Annotated in this window: 21 protein-coding genes; 10 read left to right on the top strand and 11 right to left on the bottom strand. The window is 72.9% G+C overall.

The annotated features are described in order from the left end of the window. Positions 1-99 precede the first annotated feature (99 nt). Complete coding sequence (gene era / locus ACIBA9_RS26420) at positions 100-1,053, top strand: GTPase Era (protein WP_362156751.1); 954 nt, start codon at positions 100-102, stop codon at positions 1,051-1,053. A 25-nt stretch (positions 1,054-1,078) separates the two neighbouring features. Here era and ACIBA9_RS26415 read toward each other — a convergent pair whose 3' ends face one another. From ACIBA9_RS26415 to ACIBA9_RS26405, 3 genes are all read right to left on the bottom strand, one after another. Further along, positions 1,079-2,407: a GH1 family beta-glucosidase gene (locus tag ACIBA9_RS26415; RefSeq protein WP_399366738.1), complete on the bottom strand. Its 1,329-nt coding sequence runs from the start codon at positions 2,405-2,407 to the stop codon at positions 1,079-1,081. An 89-nt stretch (positions 2,408-2,496) separates the two neighbouring features. Then, complete coding sequence (locus ACIBA9_RS26410; RefSeq protein ID WP_399366736.1) at positions 2,497-2,763, bottom strand: protealysin inhibitor emfourin; 267 nt, start codon at positions 2,761-2,763, stop codon at positions 2,497-2,499. A gap of 21 nt (positions 2,764-2,784) precedes the next feature. Beyond that, positions 2,785-3,855 (bottom strand): M4 family metallopeptidase, encoded by a 1,071-nt coding sequence (locus ACIBA9_RS26405; RefSeq protein ID WP_399366734.1) that lies wholly within the window; start codon positions 3,853-3,855, stop codon positions 2,785-2,787. Between the two features lie 319 nt (positions 3,856-4,174). On the opposite strand from ACIBA9_RS26405, the gene leuA reads away from it, so the two are divergent. The 6 genes from leuA to ACIBA9_RS26375 all read left to right on the top strand — a co-directional run bounded on the left by leuA (position 4,175) and on the right by ACIBA9_RS26375 (position 12,093). Continuing rightward, positions 4,175-5,896, top strand: coding sequence for a 2-isopropylmalate synthase (leuA, locus tag ACIBA9_RS26400; protein WP_399366732.1), 1,722 nt, complete (start codon positions 4,175-4,177; stop codon positions 5,894-5,896). A 183-nt stretch (positions 5,897-6,079) separates the two neighbouring features. Then, the gene (locus ACIBA9_RS26395; RefSeq protein WP_399366730.1) at positions 6,080-6,775 is read left to right on the top strand and encodes a TerB family tellurite resistance protein; all 696 of its coding nucleotides are present in this window, start codon (positions 6,080-6,082) and stop codon (positions 6,773-6,775) included. Positions 6,776-6,954: 179 nt separating this feature from the next. After that, entirely contained in the window at positions 6,955-9,021 is a 2,067-nt protein-coding gene (locus ACIBA9_RS26390; protein WP_399366728.1) for an MMPL family transporter, read from the top strand. A gap of 26 nt (positions 9,022-9,047) precedes the next feature. Further along, positions 9,048-10,235: a sensor histidine kinase gene (locus ACIBA9_RS26385; RefSeq protein ID WP_399366726.1), complete on the top strand. Its 1,188-nt coding sequence runs from the start codon at positions 9,048-9,050 to the stop codon at positions 10,233-10,235. Next, positions 10,232-10,903, top strand: a complete 672-nt coding sequence (locus ACIBA9_RS26380) for a response regulator transcription factor (RefSeq protein ID WP_362156771.1) — start codon at positions 10,232-10,234, stop codon at positions 10,901-10,903. Before ACIBA9_RS26385 ends, ACIBA9_RS26380 begins: the two co-directional genes overlap by 4 nt. After that, positions 10,900-12,093, top strand: coding sequence for an exo-alpha-sialidase (locus ACIBA9_RS26375; protein ID WP_399366724.1), 1,194 nt, complete (start codon positions 10,900-10,902; stop codon positions 12,091-12,093). The genes ACIBA9_RS26380 and ACIBA9_RS26375 overlap by 4 nt, the downstream gene beginning before the upstream one ends. On the opposite strand, the gene ACIBA9_RS26370 is transcribed toward ACIBA9_RS26375, so the two are convergent. From ACIBA9_RS26370 to ACIBA9_RS26350, 5 genes are read right to left on the bottom strand one after another with little or no spacing between them, the layout of a single operon-like run. Beyond that, a complete protein-coding gene (locus ACIBA9_RS26370; RefSeq protein WP_399366722.1) occupies positions 12,090-13,016 on the bottom strand; it encodes a dihydrodipicolinate synthase family protein in 927 nt (308 codons plus the stop codon). The genes ACIBA9_RS26375 and ACIBA9_RS26370 overlap by 4 nt on opposite strands. Beyond that, positions 13,017-14,021: an ABC transporter ATP-binding protein gene (locus ACIBA9_RS26365; protein WP_362156791.1), complete on the bottom strand. Its 1,005-nt coding sequence runs from the start codon at positions 14,019-14,021 to the stop codon at positions 13,017-13,019. Continuing rightward, on the bottom strand, positions 14,018-15,994 hold the full coding sequence (locus tag ACIBA9_RS26360) for a dipeptide/oligopeptide/nickel ABC transporter permease/ATP-binding protein (protein ID WP_399366719.1): 1,977 nt from the start codon (positions 15,992-15,994) through the stop codon (positions 14,018-14,020). Before ACIBA9_RS26360 ends, ACIBA9_RS26365 begins: the two co-directional genes overlap by 4 nt. Continuing rightward, positions 15,994-16,950 (bottom strand): ABC transporter permease, encoded by a 957-nt coding sequence (locus ACIBA9_RS26355; RefSeq protein ID WP_399366717.1) that lies wholly within the window; start codon positions 16,948-16,950, stop codon positions 15,994-15,996. The genes ACIBA9_RS26360 and ACIBA9_RS26355 overlap by 1 nt, the downstream gene beginning before the upstream one ends. Positions 16,951-16,954: 4 nt before the next feature. Beyond that, positions 16,955-18,577, bottom strand: coding sequence for an ABC transporter substrate-binding protein (locus ACIBA9_RS26350; RefSeq protein WP_399366715.1), 1,623 nt, complete (start codon positions 18,575-18,577; stop codon positions 16,955-16,957). A 274-nt stretch (positions 18,578-18,851) separates the two neighbouring features. On the opposite strand from ACIBA9_RS26350, the gene ACIBA9_RS26345 reads away from it, so the two are divergent. From ACIBA9_RS26345 to ACIBA9_RS26335, 3 genes are all read left to right on the top strand, one after another. After that, positions 18,852-21,464: a hypothetical protein gene (locus tag ACIBA9_RS26345; RefSeq protein ID WP_399366713.1), complete on the top strand. Its 2,613-nt coding sequence runs from the start codon at positions 18,852-18,854 to the stop codon at positions 21,462-21,464. 104 nt (positions 21,465-21,568) lie between these two features. Continuing rightward, entirely contained in the window at positions 21,569-22,318 is a 750-nt protein-coding gene (gene recO / locus ACIBA9_RS26340) for a DNA repair protein RecO (RefSeq protein WP_399366711.1), read from the top strand. Positions 22,319-22,361: 43 nt separating this feature from the next. Beyond that, on the top strand, positions 22,362-23,210 hold the full coding sequence (locus ACIBA9_RS26335; protein WP_399366709.1) for an isoprenyl transferase: 849 nt from the start codon (positions 22,362-22,364) through the stop codon (positions 23,208-23,210). A gap of 5 nt (positions 23,211-23,215) precedes the next feature. On the opposite strand, the gene ACIBA9_RS26330 is transcribed toward ACIBA9_RS26335, so the two are convergent. From ACIBA9_RS26330 to ACIBA9_RS26320, 3 genes are all read right to left on the bottom strand, one after another. Next, positions 23,216-23,632 carry a Fur family transcriptional regulator gene (locus ACIBA9_RS26330; RefSeq protein ID WP_399366707.1) on the bottom strand — a complete coding sequence of 139 codons (417 nt, stop codon included), beginning with the start codon at positions 23,630-23,632 and terminating at the stop codon, positions 23,216-23,218. A gap of 61 nt (positions 23,633-23,693) precedes the next feature. After that, positions 23,694-24,596, bottom strand: coding sequence for a metal ABC transporter permease (locus ACIBA9_RS26325; RefSeq protein WP_393900646.1), 903 nt, complete (start codon positions 24,594-24,596; stop codon positions 23,694-23,696). Then, positions 24,596-25,363, bottom strand: coding sequence for a metal ABC transporter ATP-binding protein (locus tag ACIBA9_RS26320; protein WP_399366704.1), 768 nt, complete (start codon positions 25,361-25,363; stop codon positions 24,596-24,598). The genes ACIBA9_RS26325 and ACIBA9_RS26320 overlap by 1 nt, the downstream gene beginning before the upstream one ends. Positions 25,364-25,383 lie beyond the last annotated feature (20 nt).

Here is a 25,383-nt window from a genome sequence, read left to right as displayed (position 1 = left end):
GCGTCCGTGTTTCCGGAAGCTCACCGTGCGAAGGGCGTCGGGGACCCGGTGGCGGCCACTGGTACGGCGCGGCCTCGTGGATCAGGGACAATGAACGCCATGAGCGTTCGTACCCAGTCATCCGAACAGCCGGCCGAGTCCGTCCACCGTGCCGGCTTCGCCTGTTTCGTGGGCCGCCCCAACGCGGGCAAGTCCACCCTCACGAACGCTCTGGTCGGGCAGAAGGTGGCGATCACCGCGGACCAGCCGCAGACCACGCGGCACACGGTGCGGGGCATCGTGCACCGGCCGGACTCCCAGCTGATCCTGGTCGACACCCCTGGTCTGCACAAACCGCGCACCCTGCTCGGCGAGCGGCTCAACGACATCGTGCGCACCACGTGGGCCGAGGTCGACGTGATCGGCTTCTGTCTGCCGGCGAACGAGAAGATCGGCCCCGGCGACCGGTTCATCGCCAAGGAACTCGCCGGGATCCGGAAGACGCCGAAGGTCGCCATCGTCACCAAGACCGACCTGGTGGACTCCAAGCGGCTCGCCGAGCAGCTCATCGCCATCGACCAGCTCGGCAAGGACCTGGGCATCGAGTGGGCGGAGATCGTACCGGTCTCGGCGGTGGGCGCCAAGCAGGTCGATCTGCTGGCCGACCTGCTGATCCCGCTGCTGCCCGAGGGCCCGGCCCTCTACCCCGAGGGCGACCTCACCGACGAACCCGAGCAGGTCATGATCGCGGAACTCATCCGCGAGGCCGCGCTGGAGGGCGTGCGGGACGAGCTGCCGCACTCCATCGCGGTGGTCGTGGAGGAGATGCTTCCGCGCGAGGACCGTCCGGCGGACAAGCCGTTGCTGGACATCCACGCCAACGTCTACATCGAGCGCCCCAGCCAGAAGGGCATCATCATCGGCCCCAAGGGCAAGCGGCTGAAGGACGTCGGCATCAAGTCCCGCAAGCAGATCGAGGCACTGCTGGGCACGCCGGTCTTCCTGGACCTGCACGTGAAGGTGGCCAAGGACTGGCAGCGCGACCCCAAGCAGCTGCGGAGGCTGGGCTTCTGAGGCGTGGTGCGGGTTCCTGCCGCCCTCAGCCGGACAGCGGTCGTCTCTGCGCCCGCAGCACGTCCCGGAACCAGCGGTAGGACGCCTTCGGAGTGCGCTTCTGGGTGGTGAAGTCGACGTGCACCAGGCCGAAGCGGCGCGCGTACCCCTCCGCCCACTCGAAGTTGTCCATCAGGGACCACACGAAGTAGCCGCGCACGTCCACCCCGGCCTCCAGCGCCACGTGCAGGGCCCGGAGATGGCCGTCCAGGTAGGCGATGCGGTCCTGGTCGTCGATGCCCTCGTAGGAGCAGCCGTTCTCGGTGATCACGATCGGCGGGAGCCGCTCGCCGTAGCGCTCGCGGAAGCCGCACAGCAGCTCGGTGAGTCCCTCCGGCACGACCGGCCAGCCGAAGTCGGTCACCGGGTGGCCCTCGATCTCCCGTACGGAGAAGGGGAGTTCCGCCGGGAGCGCGATGCCGCCGTACTCGGCGTCGCCGCTGCCGGGCGCGCCGACCCTGGTCGGCGCGTAGTAGTTGACGCCGTACCAGTCGACCGGCTCGGCGATGACGGCGAGATCGGACGCCACGTCTCCCGGCATCAGTTCGGCCATGCCCTCCGGGTACCGGCCGAGGACGACCGGCTCGGCGAACAGCCGGTTGAGCAGGAGGTCGTAGAAGGCCGCCGCCGCCACGTCGGGCGGCTCCGCCGAGGCGGCCCGGACCGGGCCGTGGGAGTTGGCGATGCCGATGTCCCGGGCCCCGGCCGCGCGCAGCGCCCGCACCGCGAGCCCATGGGCGAGGAGCTGGTGGTGGGCGACCGGGAGGGCGTCGAAGAGCAGCCGCCTGCCGGGGGCGTGGACGCCGAGCGCATGGCCGAGGAGGGTGTGCTCCGCCGGTTCGTTGAGGGTGATCCACGTGCCGACCCGGTCGCCGAGGCGCTTCGCCACCACGCCCACGTGGTCGGCGAACCGGTCCGCCGTGTCCCGCCGCAGCCAGTCCAGTGTGGCGGGCAGGTCCCAGTGGAAGAGCGTGGGTACGGGCCGTATGCCCGCCGCGCACAGCGCGTCCACCAGCCGGTCGTAGAAGTCCAGGCCGCCGGGGGAGTTCACCCGGGGCCAGGACACCGAGAAGCGGTACGCGTCGACGCCCAGGCCGGCGAGGAGCGCCACGTCCTGCGGGTAGCGGTGACAGTGGTCGCAGGCCACCGCCGCCGTCGAACCGTCCTTCACCCGCCCCGGCTCGGCCGTGAACACGTCCCACACCGAGGGCTCGCGCTCGTCGGCCGCCCCCTCGATCTGATGCGCGGAGGTCGAGACACCCCACAGGAAGCCGTCCGGGAAACGGGGGATCGAAGCGCCCGAGTCAGTCGCCATGACCGGATCATCCGCACCCCGGGCAGCCGACGTCAACGCCCGTGCACGGAAGGGAACTTGGCGAACACCTGCGGCGCTCCCGGCGGCTGCTAGGCCCCCTCCTTCAGCACCCTGCTCACCAACTCCCGCTGCTCCTCGGTGAGCCGGGGGTCGGCCGCGTGGACCGTGCGGTCGTCCACGCTGATCTCGTAGTGGAAGCCGTCGGGCACTCCGGCCGGTGGTGTGCGGTCGCCGGACGCGAGCACCCGCTCGGCCAGGGTCTGCCACTCGGGGGCGTCGGGCCGGCCCGAGGTGTCCACCTCGGCCCGGCGCTCGATGCCCGCGAAACCGCCCGTACGCCGTACTCGAATACGCATGGGTCCCTGTGTAGTACGGAACTACAGCGTCCGCACCCCGACCTCTTCCCACGCCTTCTGCGCGGCCCGCACTTCGTCCCCCGCGCCGTACCGCTCCCGCGCCGCCTTCACCGTCAGCGTGGCGAAGTCGGTGAACAGGGCCTCCGCCTTCAGCTCGCCGCCGGTCAGCACGTCGTACCAGATCTGTCCGGCCCTCTCCCAGGCGCGCCCGCCGAGGGCCGTGGCGAGCAGGTAGAACGCGTGGTTGGGGATGCCGGAGTTGATGTGCACGCCGCCGTTGTCGCGGCCGGTGTGGACGTAGTCCTTCATGCGGGCCGGCTGCGGGTCCTTGCCGAGGACGTCGTCGTCGTACGCCGTGCCCGGGGCCTTCATCGAGCGCAGCGCGGTGCCGGTGACCCGCGGGGCGAGCAGCCCGGCGCCGATCAGCCAGTCGGCCTCGGCGGCGGTCTGGCCGAGCGCGTACTGCTTGATCAGCGAGCCGAAGACGTCGGAGACCGACTCGTTGAGCGCGCCGGACTGGCCGAAGTAGGCGAGGTTGGCGGTGTGCTGGGTGACGCCGTGGGTCAGTTCGTGGCCGATGACGTCGACCGGGATGGTGAAGTCGAGGAAGACCTCGTTGTCGCCGTCGCCGAACACCATCTGCTCGCCGTTCCAGAAGGCGTTGTCGTAGCCCTCGCCGTAGTGGACGGTGGCGTCCAGCGGCAGGCCCTCGCCGTCGATGGAGTGCCGGCCGTAGGCGTTCAGATACAGCTCGAAGGTGGCGCCGAGGCCGGCGTAGGCGCGGTTGACGCTGGCGTCGGTGCCGGGGTCCGAGCCCTCCGCGCGGACCTCGGTGCCGGGCAGGTCCTCGGTGTGCGCGGCGTCGTAGATGGTGCGGTGCGGCCGGTCGGCGGTGGCTCCGGCGGGCGGGGCGACGGCGGGCGCGCCGATCACCGTGGTCAGGCGCCGCTTGGTGCGCTGGTAGGCGTCGTGCTCCAGGGACCGGCGGGCCGGTCCGGCGAGCGCGGGGTCCTCGGCCTGCGCGAGCCTGTCGAGGACGTGCGGCGGCACGATCGTGCAGAAGACGGGCTGTGAGCCCCCGTTGGTCGTCATGCCCGCACCATCGCACTGAGTGATGGTGATGTCACTAGGTGACACCATGATTGGTGAAATACCGGGACAGGGAGCGCCACGCTCCGTGACGATGTGGTACGGCGCACTTTTTGTCCCTTTTGGTGTGGCGGTCCCGCATACTGGAACGCGTCCCCGCGTCCGGGGCGGCTCGGCTAGGCTGCGAGGCATCATGCGTTTCGGGCTGCTTCTCCTTAGCTGCCGCGGCGAGGGCCTGTAGTCGAGGCCGACCCCCTCCCCGCGGTGCTTGGCGTTGCGTCGTCGGCCGTCCTTCCGGACACCCTGAGGAGCCTTACGCATCATGGTCAATCGCCAGCAGCCCAGTTCTCTGCCGATCCACAAGTACGGCCGCTACGAGCAGGTCGACATCCCGGACCGCACCTGGCCCGGCGAGCGGATCACCGCCGCTCCCCGCTGGCTCTCCACCGACCTGCGCGACGGCAACCAGTCCCTGATCGACCCGATGTCGCCCGAGCGCAAGCGGCGCATGTTCGACCAGCTGGTCGCCATGGGCTACAAGGAGATCGAGGTCGGCTTCCCCGCCTCCGGCCAGACCGACTTCGACTTCGTGCGCTCGATCATCGAGGAAGAGGGCGCGATCCCCGAGGACGTGACCATCTCCGTGCTGACCCAGGCGCGTGAGGACCTGATCGAGCGGACCGTGGAGTCCCTCAAGGGCGCCCGCAGGGCCACCGTCCACCTGTACAACGCGACCGCCCCGGTCTTCCGCCGGGTCGTCTTCCGCGGCTCCAAGGACGACATCAAGCAGATCGCCGTCGACGGCACCCGCCTGGTGATGGAGTACGCCGAGAAGCTGCTGGGCCCGGAGACCGAGTTCGGCTACCAGTACAGCCCGGAGATCTTCACCGACACCGAGCTGGACTTCGCCCTGGAGGTCTGCGAGGCGGTCATGGACGTCTACCAGCCGGGCCCGGGCCGCGAGATCATCCTCAACCTGCCCGCCACCGTGGAGCGTTCGACCCCCTCCACGCACGCGGACCGCTTCGAGTGGATGCACCGCAACCTCTCCCGCCGCGAGTTCGTCTGCCTGTCCGTCCACCCGCACAACGACCGCGGCACCGCCGTGGCCGCGGCCGAGCTGGCCCTGATGGCCGGCGCCGACCGTGTCGAGGGCTGCCTGTTCGGACAGGGCGAGCGCACCGGCAACGTCGACCTGGTCACCCTGGGCATGAACCTGTTCTCGCAGGGCGTCGACCCGCAGATCGACTTCTCCGACATCGACGAGATCCGTCGTACGTGGGAGTACTGCAACCAGATGGAGGTCCACCCGCGCCACCCGTACGTGGGCGACCTGGTCTACACGTCCTTCTCCGGCTCCCACCAGGACGCCATCAAGAAGGGCTTCGACGCCATGGAGGCCGACGCGAAGGCCAAGGGCGTCACCGTCGACGACCTGGAATGGGCGGTGCCGTACCTGCCCATCGACCCCAAGGACGTCGGCCGCTCCTACGAGGCCGTCATCCGCGTCAACTCGCAGTCCGGCAAGGGCGGAATCTCCTACGTCCTGAAGAACGACCACAAGCTGGACCTGCCCCGCCGGATGCAGATCGAGTTCTCGAAGATCATCCAGGCGAAGACGGACGCCGACGGCGGCGAGATCACGCCGAAGGACATCTGGGCGGCCTTCCAGGACGAGTACCTGCCCAACCCCGCCAACCCGTGGGGCCGCATCCAGGTCAGGACCGGCCAGTCGACCACCGACACCGACGGCGTGGACGCCCTGACCGTCGAGGCCACCGTCGACGGCGAGGACACCGTCCTGACCGGCTCGGGCAACGGTCCGATCTCGGCCTTCTTCGACGCCCTGCAGTCCATCGGCGTCGACGTACGCCTGCTGGACTACCAGGAGCACACGATGAGCGAGGGCGCCTCCGCGCAGGCCGCCTCGTACATCGAGTGCGCGATCGACGACAAGGTCCTGTGGGGAATCGGCATCGACGCGAACACGACGCGTGCGTCGCTGAAGGCGATCGTCTCGGCCGTCAACCGCGCGACCCGCTGACCCCTCTGACCGGTGGTTTCGACGCCCCGGCCGCCGTAACCGGCGGCCGGGGCCCGTCGTTTCCCGGCCATCGCGCCGGCGAGGTCACAGAAAGGTCTCTCACGGGGTACTGACTCAGCCTCCAGGATGTGGCTAACATCACGCCAGCGCGGCGATGATGCCGCGTGGTTACGGAGGTGCGACGTGCTGCCAGTACGGGGACGAGACGACCGTGCCGCCAGGGCTGTGCGCATCCTGGGCACCCGCACCGCGTGGACACCCGTGGGAGACGGCGAGTTCTACTGCCCGGGCTGCGGAGGCGACCGCAACTACCAGCGGCTCACCGGGCGCCGCCGGCTCACCGTGCTCGGCGTGCCCGTGCTGCCGCGCGGGGCGACCGGACCGGTCGTGGAGTGCGCGTCCTGCCGCCACCACTTCGGCACCGACGCCCTCGACCACCCCACCACCCGCCGCTTCTCCGGGATGCTCCGCGACGCCGTGCACACCATCGCCCTCGCCGTCCTCGCCGCGGGCGGCACCTGCTCCCGTACGGCCCTGGAGACGGCCGCCTCGGCGGTCCGCGCCGCCGGCTTCGACGGCTGCACCGAGGAGCAGTTGGCCGCCCTCGTCGAGGCCCTCGCCGCCGACACCGGCCGGGTCTTCGAGCAGCCGTGCGGCGCCGGCCTGACCATAGAGCTGCACGAGGCCCTCGACCCCCTCGCCCCGCACCTCGCGGCGGCCGGCCGCGAGTCCCTGCTCCTCAAGGCCGCCCGCATCGCCCTGGCCGACGGCCCCTACACCCCGGCCGAACGCGACGCCCTCACCACCATCGGCACGGCCCTGACCCTGCGCACCGACGACGTGACCCGCCTGCTGGCCGCGGCCCGGACGCCCTCCTGAGCACCCCGGCCTCCCCGCTGCCGAAAGACCCGGCCCTACTCCCCGGGGAGTAACCGGGCCCCGAGGCCACCCCGGGCAGTACGCCCGAACTCGCCCGCACGCCCGACGATCGCCTGCCCTCCCGCCGGAAGTCTGGAAGCCGTATCCGGACAACCGACGCGGAGGGGAGGCCCGTTTCCATGAGGGCCGCGACAACACGGAGCGACAGAAGGCTGCCCTGGCTGGTGCTGGGGCTGTGGATGGTCCTGCTGGCCGCGGCGGCGCCGTTCGCCGCCCGACTCGCCGACGTCCAGCACGACCGGGCCACCGACTACCTCCCGGCGTCCGCCGACTCCACCCGGGTCGCCCGGCTACAGGACCGGCTGCCGGGCGGGGAGAGCACCGAACTCGTCCTCGTCTACCGGCGCACCGGCGAACTCACCCCCGCCGACCGGGCCACCGCGGCCGCACAGGTGGCGGCCGTCGCCCACCGGCACGCGCTGACCGGCACCCCGCGAGGCATCCCCTCCGCCGACGGCACCACCCTCCTCTACCCGGTCGCCAGCGACGAGCCCGGCACGGACGAGAAGAAGCGGGACGCCTTCGTCGACGACGTCCGCCGGACCGTCCACGGCGAGAACGGGCTGACGGCGCGGGTCGGCGGCCCCGCCGCCCTCGCCACCGACGCCGGCACCGTCTACGCCTCCCTCGGCGGCCCCCTGCTGTACACCACGGTCGGCGTCGTCGCGGTCCTGCTGATCCTCATCTACCGCAGCCCGCTGCTGTGGCTGGTCCCGCTCCTCGCCGCCGGCCTCGCCGACCTCCTCGCCCGGGCGGCCGCCTACGGACTCCACCAGGCCTTCGGCACCACGGTCTCCGGCCAGAGCGCCGGCATCATGACCATCCTCGTCCTCGGCGCCGGCACCGACTACGCCCTGCTCCTCGTCGCCCGCTACCGCGAGGAACTGCGATGCCACGCCCGGCCGTACGACGCCATGCGGGCCGCCCTGCGCGGCTGCGGGCCCGCCGTCCTCGCCTCCTCCGGCACGGTCGCCGCGGGCCTGCTGTGCCTGCTCGCCGCCGACCTCGACTCCAGCCGGGGCATGGGCCCGCTCGGCGCCGTCGGCGTGCTGTGCGCGCTCGCCGCCATGCTGACGCTGCTACCGGCCGTCCTGGTCCTGCTCGGCCGCCGGCTGTTCTGGCCGCTGATCCCCGCCCACGGCAGCACGCCCCCGGCCCGCCGCTCCCCGTTCACGGCCATGGGCGCCCTGGCCGGCCGCCGCCCGCTGACCGTCCTCGCCTGCGGCACCGCCCTGCTCGGCGCCCTCGCGCTCGGCACCCTGAACCTGCCCGGCGCCCTCGCCCAGCTGGACACCTTCGTGGACCGCCCCGAGTCCGTCACCGCACTGCGGACCGTCGCCGAGGCCTACCCGAAGCGGTCCGCGCAGCCCATCGAGGTCCTCGCCCCGGCCGCACGCGCCGACGCGGCCCTGGCCGCCGCCGGGAGCACCCGGGGCGTGGCCGAGGCGCACAAGGGCCGCACCGGCGGCGGCTGGACCGAGATCACCGTGACCGCGTCCGCGCCGCCCCAGTCCGCCGCCGAGACCGCCACCATCGAGGCACTGCGGCACCGGCTGCCCGGCGCGTACGTCGGCGGCCCCAGCGCCCAGCAGCTCGACCTGCGCGACACCGACGCCCGGGACCGGCTCGTGGTCGTGCCGGTCGTCCTGGTGTGCGTGCTGCTGATCCTCGTCGCGCTGCTGCGCTCCCTGGTGGCGCCGCTGGTCCTGGTGGCCGCCGTGGTCGCCGTGTGGGGCGCGGCCCTCGGGCTCGGCGGTCTGGTCTTCGGCCCGCTGTTCGGCTTCACCGGCACCGATCCCGGACTCGCCCTGCTGTCCTTCGTCTTCCTGGTCGCCCTCGGCGTCGACTACGGCATCTTCCTCACCCACCGGATGCGGGAGGAGTCCCTCGCGGGAGCCGAGCCGGCCCAGGCCGCGCTGACCGCCCTGCGCACCACCGGCGGGGTCGTCGCCTCCGCCGGACTGGTCCTCGCCGCCACCTTCGCCGTGCTGACGAACATGGGCCTGGTCCCGCTGGTCGAGCTGGGCTTCGTCATCGCCGCCGGTGTGCTCCTGGACACCTTCCTCGTCCGCACCTGTCTGGTGGCCGGCGCGAGCGTGGCCCTCGGACGGGCGATCTGGTGGCCCGGCCGGCTGTCGCGTCCGGTGCCGGCAGCGGACCGCACACCGGAACCCGTGAGCCCGTGACGGAGGATGAACCCGTGCAGGCAACCATGGCATCCACCACCGTCACCCGGCCCCGGCAGGCCTTCGCCTCCCTCGACCCCGCCCGGCAGGACGCCTGCCTCGCCGCCTGTCTCGCCGCGCTCGCCGGCGTCGTCGCCGTCACCGTCGGCAGCGGCCGGCACCCCGACGCCCTCGGCTGGTCGCTGTTGCTCTTCCTGCACGTCCCGCTGGTCTGGCGCCGGCGGGCCCCGCTGACCACGCTGACGATCATGATCGCGTCGATCGCGGTCTACCACCAGCAGGACTACAACCACTCCGCGCCGACCGCCGCCTCCATGGTGATCCTCTACACCGTGGCGGTGACCGGCGGCCCCCGGCGCACGGCCGTCGTCGGCTGCGCGGTCGTCGCGCTCATGGTCGTGCTGAAGATCGACCACGGGATGGCCGGGCTGACGGTGACCTTCCAGATCACCGGCTGGATCGTCTCCATGCTCGTCCTCGGTGGCTACATCCGCGCCCACCGGGAGAACGCCGCCGCCGCGCTGGACCGGGCCGAGCGCGCCGAGCGCACCCGTGAGGAGGAGGCCCGCCGCCGGGTCGCCGAGGAACGTCTGCGCATCGCCCGCGACCTGCACGACCTGCTCGCCCACAGCATCACCCTGATCGGCGTGCGGACCTCGGTCGCCGCACACGTGCTGGCCGCCGACCCCGACCGCCTGGACCGGGCGGCGGTGGCCCGGTCCCTGGAGGACATCGCCGAGACCTGCCGCACGGCCCGCGGTGAACTGCGCACCACCCTCGGGGTGTTGCGCGACCCCGGCGACCCCGCCGACCCCGACGCCCGCGGCCCGCTGCCCGGCCTGCACGGCCTCACCGACCTGGCGCGGACAGCCGGTGCCGACGTCGACCTGTCGCTGACGGCCGGCGAGGTGCCGCCCGCCGTGGGCGCGGCCGCCTACCGCATCGTCCAGGAGGCGCTCACCAACGCTGTGCGGCACGGCGGCCGGGACGGCCTCTCGGTGCGCGTGCGTGTCCACGAGGAGGAGGGCGCCCTGCGGGTCCGGGTCACCGACGACGGCACGGGCGCCGACGGCGAGCGTCGCACGCCCGGCTTCGGGCTGCTCGGCATGCGGGAGCGGGCCCGCAGCGTCGGCGGCACGGTCGACGCCGGGCCGCGCGCCGACGGCCCCGGCTTCGAGGTACGGGCCCTGCTGCCGCTGGGGGAGAGCGCATGAGACCGGTCAGAGTGCTGCTCGCCGACGACCAGACCCTGGTACGGGCCGCGTTCGCGATGCTCGTGGAGTCCGCGCCGGACATGGTGGTCGTCGGCCAGGCGGGCACCGGCGCCGAGGCCGTCGACCTCGCCCGCACCGCACGTGCCGACCTGGTGCTGATGGACATCCGCATGCCCGGCCTTGACGGCATCGAGGCCACCCGGCGCATCGCCGCCGACGAGGACCTGGCCGGGGTGCGGGTGCTGGTCCTCACCACCTACGACACCGACCAGCACATCGTCGACGCCCTGCGCGCCGGTGCCTCCGGCTTCCTGGTCAAGGACACCCGGCCGGCCGACCTCCTCGACGCGATCCGCACCGTCGCGGCAGGCGAGGCACTGCTCTCACCGGGGCCCACCGCGCGGCTGATCGAGCGGTTCCTGCGCAGCCCCTCGGTACCGGCCACGGGCGGCCCGGAGTGCCTGTCCGACCGGGAGCGGCAGGTGCTGACGCTGGTCGCGCGGGGCCTGAACAACACCGAGATCGCCGAGGCGTTGGGGCTGAGCCCGCTCACCGCCAAGACCCACGTCAGCCGGATCATGGGCAAACTCGGCGCCCGTGACCGGGCCCAGCTGGTCATCGTCGGCTACGAGTCGGGGCTGGTGATTCCGGGGAGCATGGGTGCGTGACACCGCTGAGCCGCTCCCTCCTCACCACCCTCGCACTCCTCACCTCGCTCACCCCGCTCACCGTCCGCCTTTCCGCGCACGCCACGGCGGGCTGTGTCTCCTCGGTGCCGTACACGGCCGGCCAGGACGGCTACGACACCTTCCGCGTCCCCGCCACGGTGCGCACCCGGCACGGCGCGGTGCTGGCCTTCGCCGAGGGCCGGCGCGACGGCCCGGGCGACACCGGTGACATCGACGTCGTGGTGCGCCGCTCCACCGACGGCGGCTGCACCTGGGGCCGGCTGACCGTGGCGACCGCCGGGCGGGGACACACCCGGGGCAACCCGGCGCCGGTCGTCGACCCGCTCACCGGAGCGGTCGTCCTGGTGACCTGCGCCAACGCCGGGACCGTGACGGAGGCGCAGATCATGCGCGGCGAGGTCACACCCGAGCGGGGCCGCCGGGTGTTCGTGCAGCGCAGCCTGGACGACGGCCGCCACTTCACGCCACCGGCCGACATCACGGCCGAGGTGAAACCGCCGGGCTGGCGTTGGTACGCCACCGGCCCCGGCCACGCCGTCGCCCTCCTCAGGGGCCCGCACGCCGGCCGGCTGCTGGTCCCCGCCGACCACTCCGCGGCCCCGCCCCCGGGCTCCCACGACACCGGCCGGGAACCCGCGTACTACGGCGGCCACGCCCTCTACAGCGACGACGGCGGCCGCACCTGGCACCTGGGCTTCGTGGACGCGGTCTACGACGGCGAGACCAACGCCAACGAGTCGAGCGCCACCCAGCTCCCCGACGGACGCCTCTACTTCAGCGCCCGCGACCAGAACGGCACCGCCCCCGGCAACCGCCTCGACAGCTACTCGAGCGACGGCGGCCGCACCCTCGACCGCCCCTACGCCGTCCAGCCCACCCTGAACGAGGTCCCGGTCGTCCAGGGCAGCGTCCTGCAACTGCGCGGCGCCGGAGCGCCCCTGCTCTTCTCCGGTCCGTCCGTGCCCACCGCCCGCCGCGCGATGGCCGTGTGGTCCAGCACGGACGCCGGCCGCACCTTCACCAGGCTGCTCACCCTCCCGGACCGCCCGGCCGCCTACTCCGACCTCGTCCAGCTCGACGCCACCACCACCGGTCTCCTCTACGAGACGGGGACCGCCGGCCCCTACGAGACGCTCCGCTTCCGCCGCCTGCGCGTGCCCAGGCCCTAGAGCAGCCCCGCCGTGGCCAGGGACTTGGCGATCCTCTCGGTCTCCTCGCCGGACAGCGGGACCTGCGGCTCGGCCGTCGCCGGGCAGGCGATGATCCCGCGCAGGTGCAGCGCCGCCTTGAACGCGCCCAGCGCCGAGGAACCACCGCCCATCCGCGCCGGGTCGCCCGCGCGGGTGATGGCGAACAGCGCGCACAGCCGCTCCTGTTCGGCCCGCGCCCCCTCCCAGTCGCCCGCCCGGCACTGCCGGTAGAGACGCACGTACCCGTGCGGGTCGACGTTGGCCAGGCCCGGCACCATCCCGTCGGCGCCCAGCGCCAGCGCGGCGTCGGCGACCAGCTCGGAGCCGGTCAGGACGCTGAAGCCGGGGTGCGCGCGGGCGCCCGTGACGACCTCGCGGAAGGCCGCCAGATCGCCGCTGGAGTCCTTGATCCCGGCCAGGACGCCGTCCCCGGCGAGCCCCAGCACCAGGTCCGCGGGGAGCTTCTCGTGCACGGCCATGGGGATGTCGTAGGCGATGACCGGGACGGGGCTCGCGGCGGCGACGCGGCGGTAGTGGTGGACGATCTCCGCGCGATGGGTGCGGGTGTAGAAGGGGGCGGTGACGACGACCGCCTGGGCGCCCGCCGCGGTGACCGCCGAGACGTGTTCGAGCACCCGCGGGGTGGTCATGTCGATGGCACCGGCGAGGACCGGCAGCCGGCCCCCCACGTGGGCCGTCACACACTCCACCACCTGCCTGCGCTGCCGGTCCGTCAGGAAGGCCGCCTCCGAGGTCGAGCCGAGCAGGAACAGCCCGTGCACCCCCGCCTCCACGAGATGGTCGACCAGCCGCAGCAGCGAGGGCACGTCCACCTCACGCTCCGGCGTCAAAGGCGTGCAGACGGGCGGGACGACACCGCTGAGCGGGGCGGGGAAGGTCATTCAGGGCTCCTGGCGCGCTAGGTCTCGGGTCGGCTGGTCCTCCTGCACAGGATGGTGACAGCGGTAGCGGTGTCCGGGCCGTGACGCGGCCGAGAAGTGCGGCATCGACTCCGCGCACACCCCGTCCGCCCGCCAGCAGCGGGTGCGGAACGGGCAGCCGCTCGGCGGCCGGGTCGCCGAGGGCACCGGACCGGTCAGCGCGATCGGCTCGACGGGGTCCAGCAGGCCGGGCGTGGCGGAGAACAGGGCGCGGGTGTACGGGTGCCGGGCGCTGTCGGTGACCCGGTCGGCCGGAGCCTCCTCCACGATCCGGCCGAGGTACATGGTGACCACCCGGTCGCTCATTCGCCGGACCGTCTGGATGTCGTGCGAGACGAACACCAGGGCGAGACCGAGGCGTTCGCGCAGGTCCAGCAGCAGGTTCAGGATCTGTGCGCGGACCGAGACGTCCAGCGCGCTGGTCGGCTCGTCGGCGACGACCAGCGCGGGGTCCAGGGCGAGCGCGCGGGCGATGGCGACCCGCTGCCGCTGCCCGCCGGACAGCTGCCCGGGCAGGGCGTCGGCGAGCGCCCCGGGGAGACCGACCAGCGCCATCAGCTCCCTGACCCGGTCCTCCCGCTCGGGCCTGGTGCCCCGCTGGTGGACGTCGAGCGGGTCGCGCAGGACGCGCCGCACCGGCAGCCGGCGGTTCAGGGCCGTCGACGGGTCCTGGAAGATCATCCCGGTGCCGGCGCCGACCGTGCTCCGGCGCTCGGCGGGCGGCATCGCCCACAGGTCCCGGCCCCGGAACGCCACCGTCCCCGAGACCGGCCGCTCGATACCGACCAGCACCTTGGCCAGGGTGGACTTCCCGCACCCCGACTCGCCGACCACGCCCACCGTCTCACCGGCGCCGACGCGCAGATCGGCGCCGGTGAGCGCGTACACCCGCTCCCGGCCGAACAGGCCGCCGCCGCGCGCCTTGTGGACGACATGGGCGTCGCGCACCTCGACCACAGCGGTCACTGGAGTGCCTCCTCGTTCTCCGCCGACTCCGGCCGCACCGCCGGGTGGTGGCAGGCGGCCGTGTGCGTGGGGGTGCCCGTGAGATCCGGGACGTGGGTGTGGCACACCGGTGTGGCCAGCGGGCAGCGGTCCGCGAACCGGCAGCCCGCCGGGAAGTCGGCGGGTGCCGGGACGACCCCCCTGATCTGCGTCAGCCGGTCCTCGGCCGACTCCAGCGAGAGCACGCTGCCCAGCAGGCCACGCGTGTAGTGGTGGGCCGGCGCCGCCACCAGGTCGGCCGTCACCCCGCTCTCCACGATCCGCCCGCCGTACATCACCGCGACCCGGTCGGTGACGTCGGCGACCAGGGCCAGGTCGTGCGAGACCAGGACCAGCGCGAACCCCAGCTCGGCGCGAAGCCGCAGCAACAGCTCCATGACCTGGGCCTGCACGGTGACGTCCAGGGCGGTCGTCGGCTCGTCGGCGATGATCAGCCTCGGGTCGCGGGACAGGGCCATGGCGATCAGCACGCGCTGGCGCTGGCCGCCGGAGAGTTCGTGCGGATAACTGCGCAGGGTGCGCTCCGGGTCGAGGCCGACCAGCGACAGCAGCTCACGGGGACCGCGCCGGCCGCCGCGCCGAACCAGCTGCCTCAACTGGGCGCGGACGGTCATGGCCGGGTTCAGCGAGGACAGGGCGTCCTGATAGATCATCGCCATCTCGTGTCCGAGCAGCCGCCGCCGTACCCGCGCGGGCTCGGCCAGCAGGTCCCGCCCCCCGAACCGGACCTGGCCGCCGATCCGGGCGCCCTTCGGCTGGAGCCCCATGACGGTCAGCGCGGTCAGCGACTTCCCGCAACCCGACTCGCCCACCAGGCCCAGCACCTCACCGGGGTACACGTCGAAACCGACGCCGTCGACGACGTCGACGCCCCGGTGCCGGTCCGGGAAACCGATGGCGAGGTTCTCCACGGCGAGCACCGGCTGTCCGTCCCGGCCGGGCAGGGGCCGGGCGCGCGAGCGCAGCCGCCGGGCGGCCTCGGCCAGCCCGGGCAGCCGCAACACCTCGCCGCCGCCCGGCTCCGGCGTTCGCGACCGGTCGGCGGGCACCTCGACCTCGCGGGGCACCGGGGCCGCCCAGGCGTCGGAGACGCCCTCGGACAGCACGTTCAGCGCCAGCACGGTGAGCAGGATCAGCAGCCCGGGGAAGAGGGTCGCCCACCAGCCGCCGGTCAGCACCATGTTCCTGCCGTCGGCGATGACACTGCCCCAGGACGGGGCCGGGGGTCGCACGCCCGCGCCGATGAAGGACAGCGACGCCTCGAAGACGATGGCCTCCGCGACCTGGACCGTGCAGAACACCAGCACCGGGGCCGCACAGTTGACGGCCACGTGCCGCAGCACGATGTGCGGGGTGCGGGCGCCGATGACCCGCTCGGCGGTGACGTAGTCCTCGCCGTACTGGTCCAGGACGTTGGCTCGCACGACGCGGGCCACCGGCGGGGTGAACAGGAAGGCGATCGCGCAGATCAGCACGCCGATCCCGCCGCCGAACACGGCGACCAGCACGGCCGCGAGCGCGATGCCCGGAAACGCCATCACCACGTCCAGGCAGCGCATCAGCGTCTCGTCGACGCCCTTGCGGGAGGTGGCGGCCAGCGTCCCGAGCAGCGCCCCGGCGACCAGGGCGAGCGCGGTCGCGCCCAGTCCGATCGCGAGCGACCAGCGGGCGCCGTACATCAGCCGGCTCAGGACGTCCCGGCCGAGGCTGTCCTGCCCCATCCAGTGCGCGGCGGACGGATGCCCGGTGCCGTCCACCGGGTCCAGCTGGTCGAGCGGGTCGTCCGGGACGAGCAGCGGGGCGAGTACGGCGACCAGGGCGACCAGGGCCAGGAAGCAGACGGCGGCCTTCGACGACGGTGGCAGCCGACGCCATCCCCTCGGCCGGACGCCGGGCCGGAGGAGCCGTTCCGCAAGGCTCGTGCGCGTGACCATCAGGCCGCCCTCAGCCGTGGGTTGACGAGCAGATAGAGCAGGTCGATGACGAGGTTGACGACGACGAACCCGGTCGCCGTGGTGAGGACGACGCCCTGGACGACGGCCGGGTCGCCGTTGCGCACGGCGTCGATCATCAGCTTGCCCATGCCGGGCAGCGCGAAGATCGTCTCGATGACGACCGCGCCGCCCAGCAGATAACCGACCCGCAGGCCGAGCACCGTGAGCGGATTGACGAGGGCGTTGCGCAGCACGTTCCGCCCCACGACGACCCGGGGCGGCAGCCCGTTCCCGATCGCGGTCCGGACGTAGTCCCGGTCCAGCTCCTCCACCATCGACGTCCGCACGATCCGGGTCAGCTGGGCGGCCACCGGCAGGGACAGGGCCAGCGCGGGCAGCGCCATGGTGCGCAGCCAGCCGGTGAGGGAGTCGGCCGGGTTGACGTAGCCGCCGGTCGGGAACCAGCCCCGGTCCACCGCCAGGTACTGGATCATCAGCAGCGCCAGCCAGAACCCGGGCGCGGCGACCCCGACCAGCGACACCACCCGGATGACCTGGTCCGGCAGCCGGTCCCGGTACACCGCCGCCGTGACCCCGCCGGCCAGCGCCAGCACCACCGCGATGCCGAGCCCCAGGAAGGTCAGCTGAAGGGTGAGCGGCAGGGCGGTGGTGACCTGGTCGACGACCGGGGACCGGGTCAGGGCGCTGGTGCCGAGGTCGCCGTGGAGCACGCCGGCGACGAAGTGGACGTACCGCACGGGCAGCGGGTCCAGCAGCCCGCCCCGCTCCCGGAAGTCGTGCAGCTGCCCGGGGGTCGGATTGGCGCCCTGGAAGAACGCGGAGGCGGGGTCCACGTCCGAGAACCGCATCACCAGGAACACGAACAGCACGATCCCGAGCAGCAGCGGCACCAGCAGCGCGACACGGCGCAGCAGGATCCGTACGACGGCCGTCATGCCGTCAGACCCAGTGCGCCTGGAGGAGGTTGACGCCCGGGTAGGGCTGGGCCCTTATGCCGGTGAGCCGGCGCGGGTCCCAGGCGGTCATCAGCTCGTTGTGGACCACCGGATACAGCACGGCCTGCTCGGCGACGACGTCGATGTAGTCCTGGACCATCGCCTTCTTCCGCGCCGGGTCCGGCTCCCGGGTCGCCCGGTCCATGTCCCTGAAGAGCCGCTTGGCGTCCCGGTGGCCGGCCCATCGCGTGTACCCCATCCACAGGTTCCCGGGGCCGTAGTTGTAGTGCATGATCAGGTCGGCGTCGAGACCGAACTGGTTGGGGTTGGAGGCCGCCGCCACCACCTGGTAGTCCCGCTTCTGGTCCATCTTGGTGAACACGGCCGTGGTCTCCTGCGGCGCCAGGGTCGTCGTCACGCCGATCGCGTCCCAGGAGGACTTGATGGTCGGCAGACAGTCCACGATCCAGCTGACGTCGACCGCGAGGAGCTCGACCCGCAGGTCCTCCACGCCGGCGGCCCTGAGCAGTGCCCTGGCCTTCGCCGGATCGTGGCCGTAGACGGTTCGCGCCCGCCGGTAGCCGGGGTTGCCCTCGTCGAGGAAGGAGGACGCGGGCCTCCCGTGCCCCTTCAGCGCCACCCGCACCATCTTCTCGGCGTCGATCGCGTAGTGCAGCGCCTGCCGCACCCGCACGTCGTCGAAGGGCTTGCGCCGGGTGTTGAACATCAGGAACAGGTTGTTCATCCCGGCGCCGCCGTCGACCTTCAGCCCGCCCCGCTCCAGGCGGGGGATGTCGGCGTAGGGGATGTTGTCGGCGATCTGGGCGCCGGCCCCGGTCCCGGAGATCCTCGCGACGCGCGGTGCCGCGTCCACTATCGTCAGCCAGTTCATCTTCCGGAAGGCGGGCCTGCGGGGGCCGTTGTAGGCGGCGAACGCCTCGAAGGTGGTGTTCGACTTCGGGTGGTGCGCGGTCTGCCGGTACGGTCCCGAGCCCACCGCGAGCCCCCTGACCGCGTCGTCCCAGGCGCCGGGCCGGGAGAAGACGTGCCGGGGCATGACCTTGGCCAGGGTGAGCCGGGAGAGTCCGTCGGGGAAGGGGAATCTGAGCTTCAGCTCGACGGTGCGCGCGTCGGTCTTCCGCACGCTCTCCAGCCAGCCGGCGAAGAAGCCCTTGGCGAGGGTCTGGGTCCCCGGATCCAGGATGCGGTCGAAGACGAACTCGACGTCGTCGGCGGTGACCGGCCTGCCGTCGTGGAAGGCGGCGCCCGGGCGGAGCGTGAACCGCCAGGTCGTCGCGCCCGGATCCGCCGGCACCCCGGTGCCGAGCGCCGGATACGGCGCCCGGCTGATCGGGTCGGTGTCCAGCAGCCCCTCGTAGACGTGGTTGTTGGCGGCCATCGCGAAGGCGGACGCCGTCTGCGTCGGGTCCCAGCTGCCGTCGTTGCCGTAGCCGATCACGGCGGTCAGCGTCCGGTCCCTCCCCCTGCCGCCGCCGGTGTCGTTCGTGGACTGCGGCCCGGCCGAACAGCCCGCCAGTACCGCGCCCGCCCCCAGGGCCCCGGCGCACGTCAGGAACGACCGGCGGCGCGGTGCCGGCACGTCGGGGGTCACGTCGTCGTCGCGCACGGGTCCTCCAGCGGTGTGGGTGCGGAAGAGGGGGAGCGAGGTGGGAGATAGGACGTCCTACGTCCGATGCGGTAGCGCGACCATAGGAGGGCCCCCGGAGGCGGTCAAGACGGCGCACACGAATGGCGTAGCCGCCACGGGCCGTCCCGACGGCGGTGCGCGAGCCATGTCAACTACCGTGATTTTTAGGTGCATTGTCGGTTGCCGGGGGGCATGGGGCGGTAGGTTCCCCCACACGTCCAACGCGGCGCGGACAACGGGGGAGCGGGCGGACATGAGGCGCATCTGGTCGGGGGCGGCGGGCGTGCTCGCCGAGGCGGTGGCGGAGCTGGCCGGTGCCGGACGGTGGTGGGGTCGCCGGCGTGTACGGGGCCGGGCGCCCGGGCCGGTGGTGGTGGAGCTGCGCGGCGGCGAGCCCGGGGACGCCCTGGCCCTCATGCTCGGCCTCGCCGAGAACGGCGGCCGGTTACCGGTCAACCACCCGGGGCGGTTCCAGGACGGCGCGGCCGGCGCCTCGTGCGTCGCCGAGCTGCTGAGCGATGTCGCCGACTGGTACGGCATCCGGGGCATGTGCCGGCGCCGACGCCCGATCCGGTTCCGCCGCTTCCGGATGGCCGAACAGGCCTACCGCGCCTGGAGCGATCCGGCGGGCGGCTGCGGCGCCACCCAGGTACGCGAGCTCCAGCGAAGGTGCGAGCGCGCGGCCTACGACGAGCGGGGCGGCCTGCTCAACGAACTCAACCGGCTGCGGGGCCACGCGCTCCAGGAGGACCTGAGGGGGGCGGCGGCCCTCTACACCACGGGCGCGGTCCTCGCCGGCCTGACGCTGGTACCGCTCGTCGAGTGGCTCGTCCGGCACGTATGGGTGCACCGGCCCGCGCGCACCTGGCTGCAGAGGAAGCTGGACGCCCCCGGACCGCAGATGATGTACCTGGCCCTGTGCCGGGTGCGGGACGAGCCCCGCGAGATCTGGGACCAGTGGCTGACGGACGCGTTCCTGGCGGACGTCGACGCCTACTACCACCTCGGGCGCCGGCTGAACCGGTCCCGGCTGCCGCTGCTGCTGATGCCGCGCGCCGAGCCGGGGACCGCGGGCGGCGCACTGCTGCGGCATCTGCGGCAGGACCAGACGGGCGTCCCGGTGCCCCGCCGCAGCTGCCCCGTCGTGGTGGCCCACACCGGCGCCGGACCGGGCGAGGAGATCGCCGTCGTCGAGGGCGTGGTGAGCGGCGCGCGAACCGGCCGGACCGCCTTCGTCCTGCCCGGGCCGGAGGAGGCAGCGGAGCCGGGGCGGCCGCTGAACCTGTCCGGCGGCGGACCGCTGGCCGTCGGCCTGTCCGGCGCGGCCGTCCTCGGCCTGGTGGCCGCCGGACTGGTGGCGGGCCCCACCGTCGCGGGCGGCCTCGGCTGCGGGCAGGGCATGTCCCTGCGGCCGAAGCTGGTCGAGGTGGACGGCCAGTGCGTCGGCGTCACCGACGGCGCCTCGGCGGACGCCTTCCTGCCCGGCCTGGCGAAGGTCTCCCGCGGGATCGCGCGGGAGAACGAGCGCGCCGAGCGGACGGGCCTGTACGCGACGGTGGCGCTGATGCTGCCGATGACCCCCGCCACCGAACCCGAGAAGCGGCAGGTGGCCAACGAGGTGAAGGGCGCCTACCTCGCCCAGTACGAGGCCAACCACAGCCGCAGATGGGGCGTCCTGCGGCCGGCCATCCGGCTCGTCCTCGCCAACCCGGGATGGGACTACGCCCATGAGAGGCCGGTCACCGACACCCTCGTCGCCATGTCCCGCGACTCCGGCCAGAACCTGCGCGCGGTCACCGGGTTCAACCTCAGCGTCGACAGCACCGAACGCGCCCTGCGCACCCTCACCGTGGAGCACGGCATCCCCGTCGTCGGCGGCCCCCTCACCGCCGACGACCTGAGCAACGCGCCGGGCGGGAAGCGGCGGGAGCGCTATCCCGGCATGGTCCGCATCGTCCCCACCAACTCCGAGCAGGCCCGCGCCCTGGTCCGGTACGACCGCGGCACCTCGGCGGGCGACTCCGTCCTGATCGTGGACGACCGCCCCGGCGACACCTACAACGCCTCCCTCGCCGACGCCTTCCGCCAGGTCGTGACGATCCCCACCAAGAACCGGGTCTTCACCTCCCCGGGGCCCGACGAGGCCGGCGACACCGCCGACCAGTTCGCGCAGATGCTGCCCGCGCTCTGCGACATGGGCGCGCGCAACGTCTACTTCGCCGGCCGCCCGCTGCATCTGCGGATCTTCCTCGGCGCCATGGCCCAGACGCCGTGCGCCCGGCGGAACTACAAGGTCATCACCGGCTCGGGCGCCTCCACGGTCGCCCTCCAGCTGGACGCCAAGGACTGGCACGACCTCGACGCACGCGACAGCCGCGGCCGGCTCAAGGTCGTCGTCCAGTACGCGGCCCCGGGGCATCCCGACGCCTGGCGCCACAGCGGCCTGACGGGTGCCGCGCGGTCCTTCTACGCCCCCGCCGGACAGGAGATGGCCGGGCTGGAGCGGCTGAACTCCGAGCTGGCCGAGGACATGGGCGGGGCCGTCAGCTGGACCGACTCCCGGGCGATGACCTCCCACGACTCGGTGTACACGGCCGTGCAGGAGATCAAGCGGGCGTACCGCGCCGGGAGCGACGCGGTGCCCTCGCTCACGGCCGTGGCCCGGCAGGGGGCGAACCTGTACTCGGTGAACGGCGTCGCCGGCGCGACGGGCATGATCTGCCTCGACAACAACGGCAGCCCGTACGACAAGGCGGTCGCCGTGGTCAGCCTCGACCCCACGTCCAAGGACGTCCACTTCGACGCCCTGACCTGGCCGACGGGCGCCCCCGCCAGGAACTGCGAGGTCCTCACTCCCCCCACCTGACCCCGTGCGACCGCCCCGCCCTCCCCGCGCCTCTCGCGGTCGGCCGTGGCCGGTGTCCGGTGTCCGGGGCCGGCCGCCTGCGGGCATGGGCGAGAATGGGGGGCATGAGTCTGTTCCGCGACGACGGCATCGTGCTGCGCACCCAGAAGCTGGGCGAGGCGGACCGGATCATCACCCTCCTCACACGCGGTCACGGGCGGGTGCGGGCCGTGGCGCGGGGGGTGCGGCGGACCAAGTCGAAGTTCGGGGCCCGGCTGGAACCCTTCTCCCATGTGGACGTGCAGTTCTTCGCGCGGGGCAGCGAACTGGTCGGGCGCGGGCTGCCGCTCTGCACCCAGAGCGAGACCATCGCCCCCTACGGCGGCGGAATCGTCACCGACTACGCCCGCTACACCGCCGGCACGGCCATGCTGGAGACCGCCGAACGGTTCACCGACCACGAGGGCGAGCCGGCCGTCCAGCAGTACCTGCTGCTGGTGGGGGCCCTGCGCACGCTGGCCCGGGGCGAGCACGCCCCGCACCTCGTGCTCGACGCCTTCCTGCTGCGCTCCCTCGCCGTCAACGGCTACGCCCCCAGCTTCGGCGACTGCGCGAAGTGCGGCATGCCCGGCCCCAACCGGTTCTTCTCGGTCGCCTCCGGCGGCTCGGTCTGCGTCGACTGCCGGGTCCCCGGCAGCGTCGTACCGTCCCCGCAGACCCTGGTTCTGCTCGGCGCCCTCCTTACGGGAGACTGGGGGACGGCGGACGCGTGCGAGGCGCGGTACGTCCGGGAGGGCAGCGGGCTGGTGTCCGCCTACCTGCACTGGCATCTGGAGCGCGGACTGCGCTCGCTGCGCTACGTCGAGAAGTCGTAGCGGCCCCGAAACCCCGAGATTCGCAGAGGGAGACGAGAGACACATGGTGGTACGCGGGATCCTCGGTCGCCGGCAGCGCGAGTACCAGGCGCCGGAGCCGCACCCGTCGGGCGCCCGTGCCCCGAAGCTGCCCGGCGAGCTGGTCCCGAACCACGTGGCGATCGTCATGGACGGCAACGGCCGGTGGGCCAAGGAGCGCGGGCTGCCGCGCACCGAGGGGCACAAGGTCGGCGCCGAGCGCGTGCTGGACGTGCTCCAGGGCTCGATCGAGGCCGGTGTGCGCAACATCTCCCTGTACGCCTTCTCCACCGAGAACTGGAAGCGCTCGCCCGACGAGGTCCGCTTCCTGATGAACTTCAACCGCGACTTCATCCGCAAGTCCCGCGACCAGCTCGACGCGCTCGGCATCCGGGTGCGCTGGGTGGGCCGCATGCCCAGGTTGTGGAAGTCGGTCGCCAAAGAGCTGCAGATCGCCCAGGAGCAGACCAAGGACAACGATCTGCTCACCCTGTACTTCTGCATGAACTACGGCGGCCGGGCCGAGATCGCGGACGCCGCCCGGGCACTGGCCGAGGACGTGAAGGCGGGCCGCCTGGACCCGTCGAAGGTCGACGAGAAGACCCTCGCGAAGTACCTGTACTACCCGGACATGCCGGACGTCGACCTCTTCCTGCGTCCGAGCGGCGAACAGCGCACCTCCAACTACCTGCTCTGGCAGAGCGCGTATGCCGAGATGGTCTTCCAGGACGTGCTGTGGCCCGACTTCGACCGGCGTGACCTGTGGCGGGCCTGCGTCGAGTTCGCCTCCCGCGACCGGCGGTTCGGCGGTGCCGTCCCGAACGAGGACCTCCTCGCCATGGAAGCGGCCATGAGGGGCGATTCCACCTCGTAGCGGCCTCAGCCGCCGACGGAGGCGCAGTCCGCGCAGGTGCCGAAGATCTCCACCGTGTGGGCCACGTTGACGTATCCGTGCTCGGCGGCGATCGCCTCCGCCCATTTCTCCACCGCCGGACCCTCCACCTCCACCGCCTTGCCGCAGGTGCGGCAGACCAGGTGGTGGTGGTGTTCACCGGTGGAGCAGCGGCGGTAGACGGACTCGCCCTCGGAGGTGCGCAGGACGTCCACCTCGCCGGCCTCGGCGAGGGACTGCAGGGTGCGGTAGACGGTGGTGAGCCCGACCGAGTCGCCCTTGTGCTTGAGCATGTCGTGCAGGTCCTGGGCGCTGCGGAACTCGTCGACCTCGTCCAGGGCGGCCGCCACGGCCGCACGCTGCCGGGTCGCGCGGCCCTTCACGGGCTGTCCTGCGGTCGTCACGGGTTGCCTCCTCACGTCTGGCGTCTGCCCGGGCCATTGTGCCAGTCCGGGCAGCACGCGGTCAGACGCCGACCTCGTCCCCGGCCGCCCTGGTGACCGGAATCGAGCACTCCGCGGGGTCCCCCGCCGGGTGGGCCGCGGCGGCGGCGCGGGCGCGTCGGCGGGCCAGCGGGCCGGCCACGAGCGTCAGCGCGACGAACCCGGCGATGGTCAGCAGGACGATCGTCGCGCCGGGTGGCACGTCCTGGTAGTACGACGTGACCGTGCCGCCGACCGTGACGGCCACCCCGATCGCGACGGCGACCGCGAACGTCGCCGTGAAACTCCGGGTGAGCTGCTGCGCCGCCGCCACCGGCACCACCATCAGCGCGGACACCAGCAGCAGGCCGACGACGCGCATGGCGACCGTCACCGTCACCGCCGCGGTGACGGCCGTGAGCAGGTTCAGCGCGCGGACCGGCAGGCCCGTCACCCGCGCGAACTCCTCGTCCTGGCTGACGGCGAACAACTGGCGGCGCAGGCCCAGGGTGACCAGCAGCACGAACGCGGCGAGCACACAGATCGCGACCACGTCGGAGTGGGACACCGTCGACAGGGAGCCGAACAGGTAGGACGTCAGGTTGGCGTTGGAGCCGCCCGGCGCCAGGTTGATCAGCATCACGCCGCCGGCCATGCCGCCGTAGAAGAGCATGGCGAGGGCGATGTCGCCGCGGGTCCTGCCGTACCAGCGGATCAGCTCCATCAGGACCGCGCCGAGCACGGAGACGGCGGTCGCCATCCACACCGGGGAGAAGGACAGCAGGAAGCCGAGGCCGACGCCCGTCATGGCCACGTGTCCGATGCCGTCGCCCATCAGGGCCTGGCGGCGCTGGACCAGGTAGATGCCGACCGCGGGCGCGGTGATGCCGACCAGCACGGCGGCCAGCAGCGCCCGCTGCATGAAGGCGTAGTTCAGGAATTCCATCAGCTCAGCAGTCCCGTGCGGATCGGTTCGGCGCCCGCGGGTGCGTGCGGGTGTACGTGGTCGTGGCCGGGCAGGGCGTGCTGGCCGACCGCGCTGGGCGGCGGGCCGTCGTGCAGCACGCAGCCGTCGCGCAGGACGACCGCCCGGTCGATCAGGGGCTCCAGCGGGCCCAGTTCGTGCAGCACGAGCAGGACGGTCGTGCCGGCGTCCACCTGTCGCCGCAGCGTCCGGGCGAGCACCTCCTGGCTGGCGAGGTCGACGCCCGCCATCGGCTCGTCCATGATCAGCAGTTCGGGCTCGGCGACCAGGGCGCGGGCGATCAGCACGCGCTGGTGCTGCCCGCCGGACAGGGCGGTCACGGTGTCCTTGGCGCGGTCGGCCATGCCGACCAGTTCCAGGGCGTGCCGTACGGCCTGACGGTCGGGGCCGCCGAAGAGGCCGAAGCGGGTGCGGGACAGCCGGCCGGAGGAGACGATCTCGGTCACCGTGGCGGGGACGCCGCCCGCGGCGGTGGTGCGCTGCGGTACGTAGCCCACGCGCGCCCAGTCGCGGAAGGACCGGCGCGGGGTGCCGAACAGCTCGATGGTGCCGGAGCTGATCGGCACCTGCCCGATGACGGTGCGTACGGCCGTCGACTTGCCGGAGCCGTTGGCGCCGAGGAGCGCGACGACCTCGCCGCGGTGCACGGTGAGATCGATGCCGCGCAGGACCGGGCGCGCGCCGAGTTCGGCGGTCACCTTTCGCATCGCTATGACGGGTTCGGTCATGATGTCGCCCTCCGTGCCGG

This window comes from Streptomyces sp. NPDC051452, assembly GCF_044454765.1.
Taxonomy (GTDB): domain Bacteria; phylum Actinomycetota; class Actinomycetes; order Streptomycetales; family Streptomycetaceae; genus Streptomyces.
This window is presented reverse-complemented; position numbering and strand designations above follow the sequence as displayed.

Bases quoted from the DNA above. Each gene is read 5' to 3' on its own strand.
- ACIBA9_RS26325 (WP_393900646.1), bottom strand. From the start codon at position 24,596: ATGGAATTCCTGAACTACGCCTTCATGCAGCGGGCGCTGCTGGCCGCC.
- ACIBA9_RS26405 (WP_399366734.1), bottom strand. From the start codon at position 3,855: ATGACGACCAACGGGGGCTCACAGCCCGTCTTCTGCACGATCGTGCCG.
- ACIBA9_RS26390 (WP_399366728.1), top strand. From the start codon at position 6,955: ATGAGGGCCGCGACAACACGGAGCGACAGAAGGCTGCCCTGGCTGGTG.
- ACIBA9_RS26410 (WP_399366736.1), bottom strand. From the start codon at position 2,763: ATGCGTATTCGAGTACGGCGTACGGGCGGTTTCGCGGGCATCGAGCGC.
- ACIBA9_RS26415 (WP_399366738.1), bottom strand. From the start codon at position 2,407: ATGGCGACTGACTCGGGCGCTTCGATCCCCCGTTTCCCGGACGGCTTC.
- ACIBA9_RS26360 (WP_399366719.1), bottom strand. From the start codon at position 15,994: ATGGTCACGCGCACGAGCCTTGCGGAACGGCTCCTCCGGCCCGGCGTC.
- ACIBA9_RS26385 (WP_399366726.1), top strand. From the start codon at position 9,048: ATGGCATCCACCACCGTCACCCGGCCCCGGCAGGCCTTCGCCTCCCTC.
- ACIBA9_RS26320 (WP_399366704.1), bottom strand. From the start codon at position 25,363: ATGACCGAACCCGTCATAGCGATGCGAAAGGTGACCGCCGAACTCGGC.
- ACIBA9_RS26380 (WP_362156771.1), top strand. From the start codon at position 10,232: ATGAGACCGGTCAGAGTGCTGCTCGCCGACGACCAGACCCTGGTACGG.
- era (WP_362156751.1), top strand. From the start codon at position 100: ATGAGCGTTCGTACCCAGTCATCCGAACAGCCGGCCGAGTCCGTCCAC.
- ACIBA9_RS26370 (WP_399366722.1), bottom strand. From the start codon at position 13,016: ATGACCTTCCCCGCCCCGCTCAGCGGTGTCGTCCCGCCCGTCTGCACG.
- ACIBA9_RS26355 (WP_399366717.1), bottom strand. From the start codon at position 16,950: ATGACGGCCGTCGTACGGATCCTGCTGCGCCGTGTCGCGCTGCTGGTG.
- leuA (WP_399366732.1), top strand. From the start codon at position 4,175: ATGGTCAATCGCCAGCAGCCCAGTTCTCTGCCGATCCACAAGTACGGC.
- ACIBA9_RS26345 (WP_399366713.1), top strand. From the start codon at position 18,852: ATGAGGCGCATCTGGTCGGGGGCGGCGGGCGTGCTCGCCGAGGCGGTG.
- ACIBA9_RS26335 (WP_399366709.1), top strand. From the start codon at position 22,362: ATGGTGGTACGCGGGATCCTCGGTCGCCGGCAGCGCGAGTACCAGGCG.
- recO (WP_399366711.1), top strand. From the start codon at position 21,569: ATGAGTCTGTTCCGCGACGACGGCATCGTGCTGCGCACCCAGAAGCTG.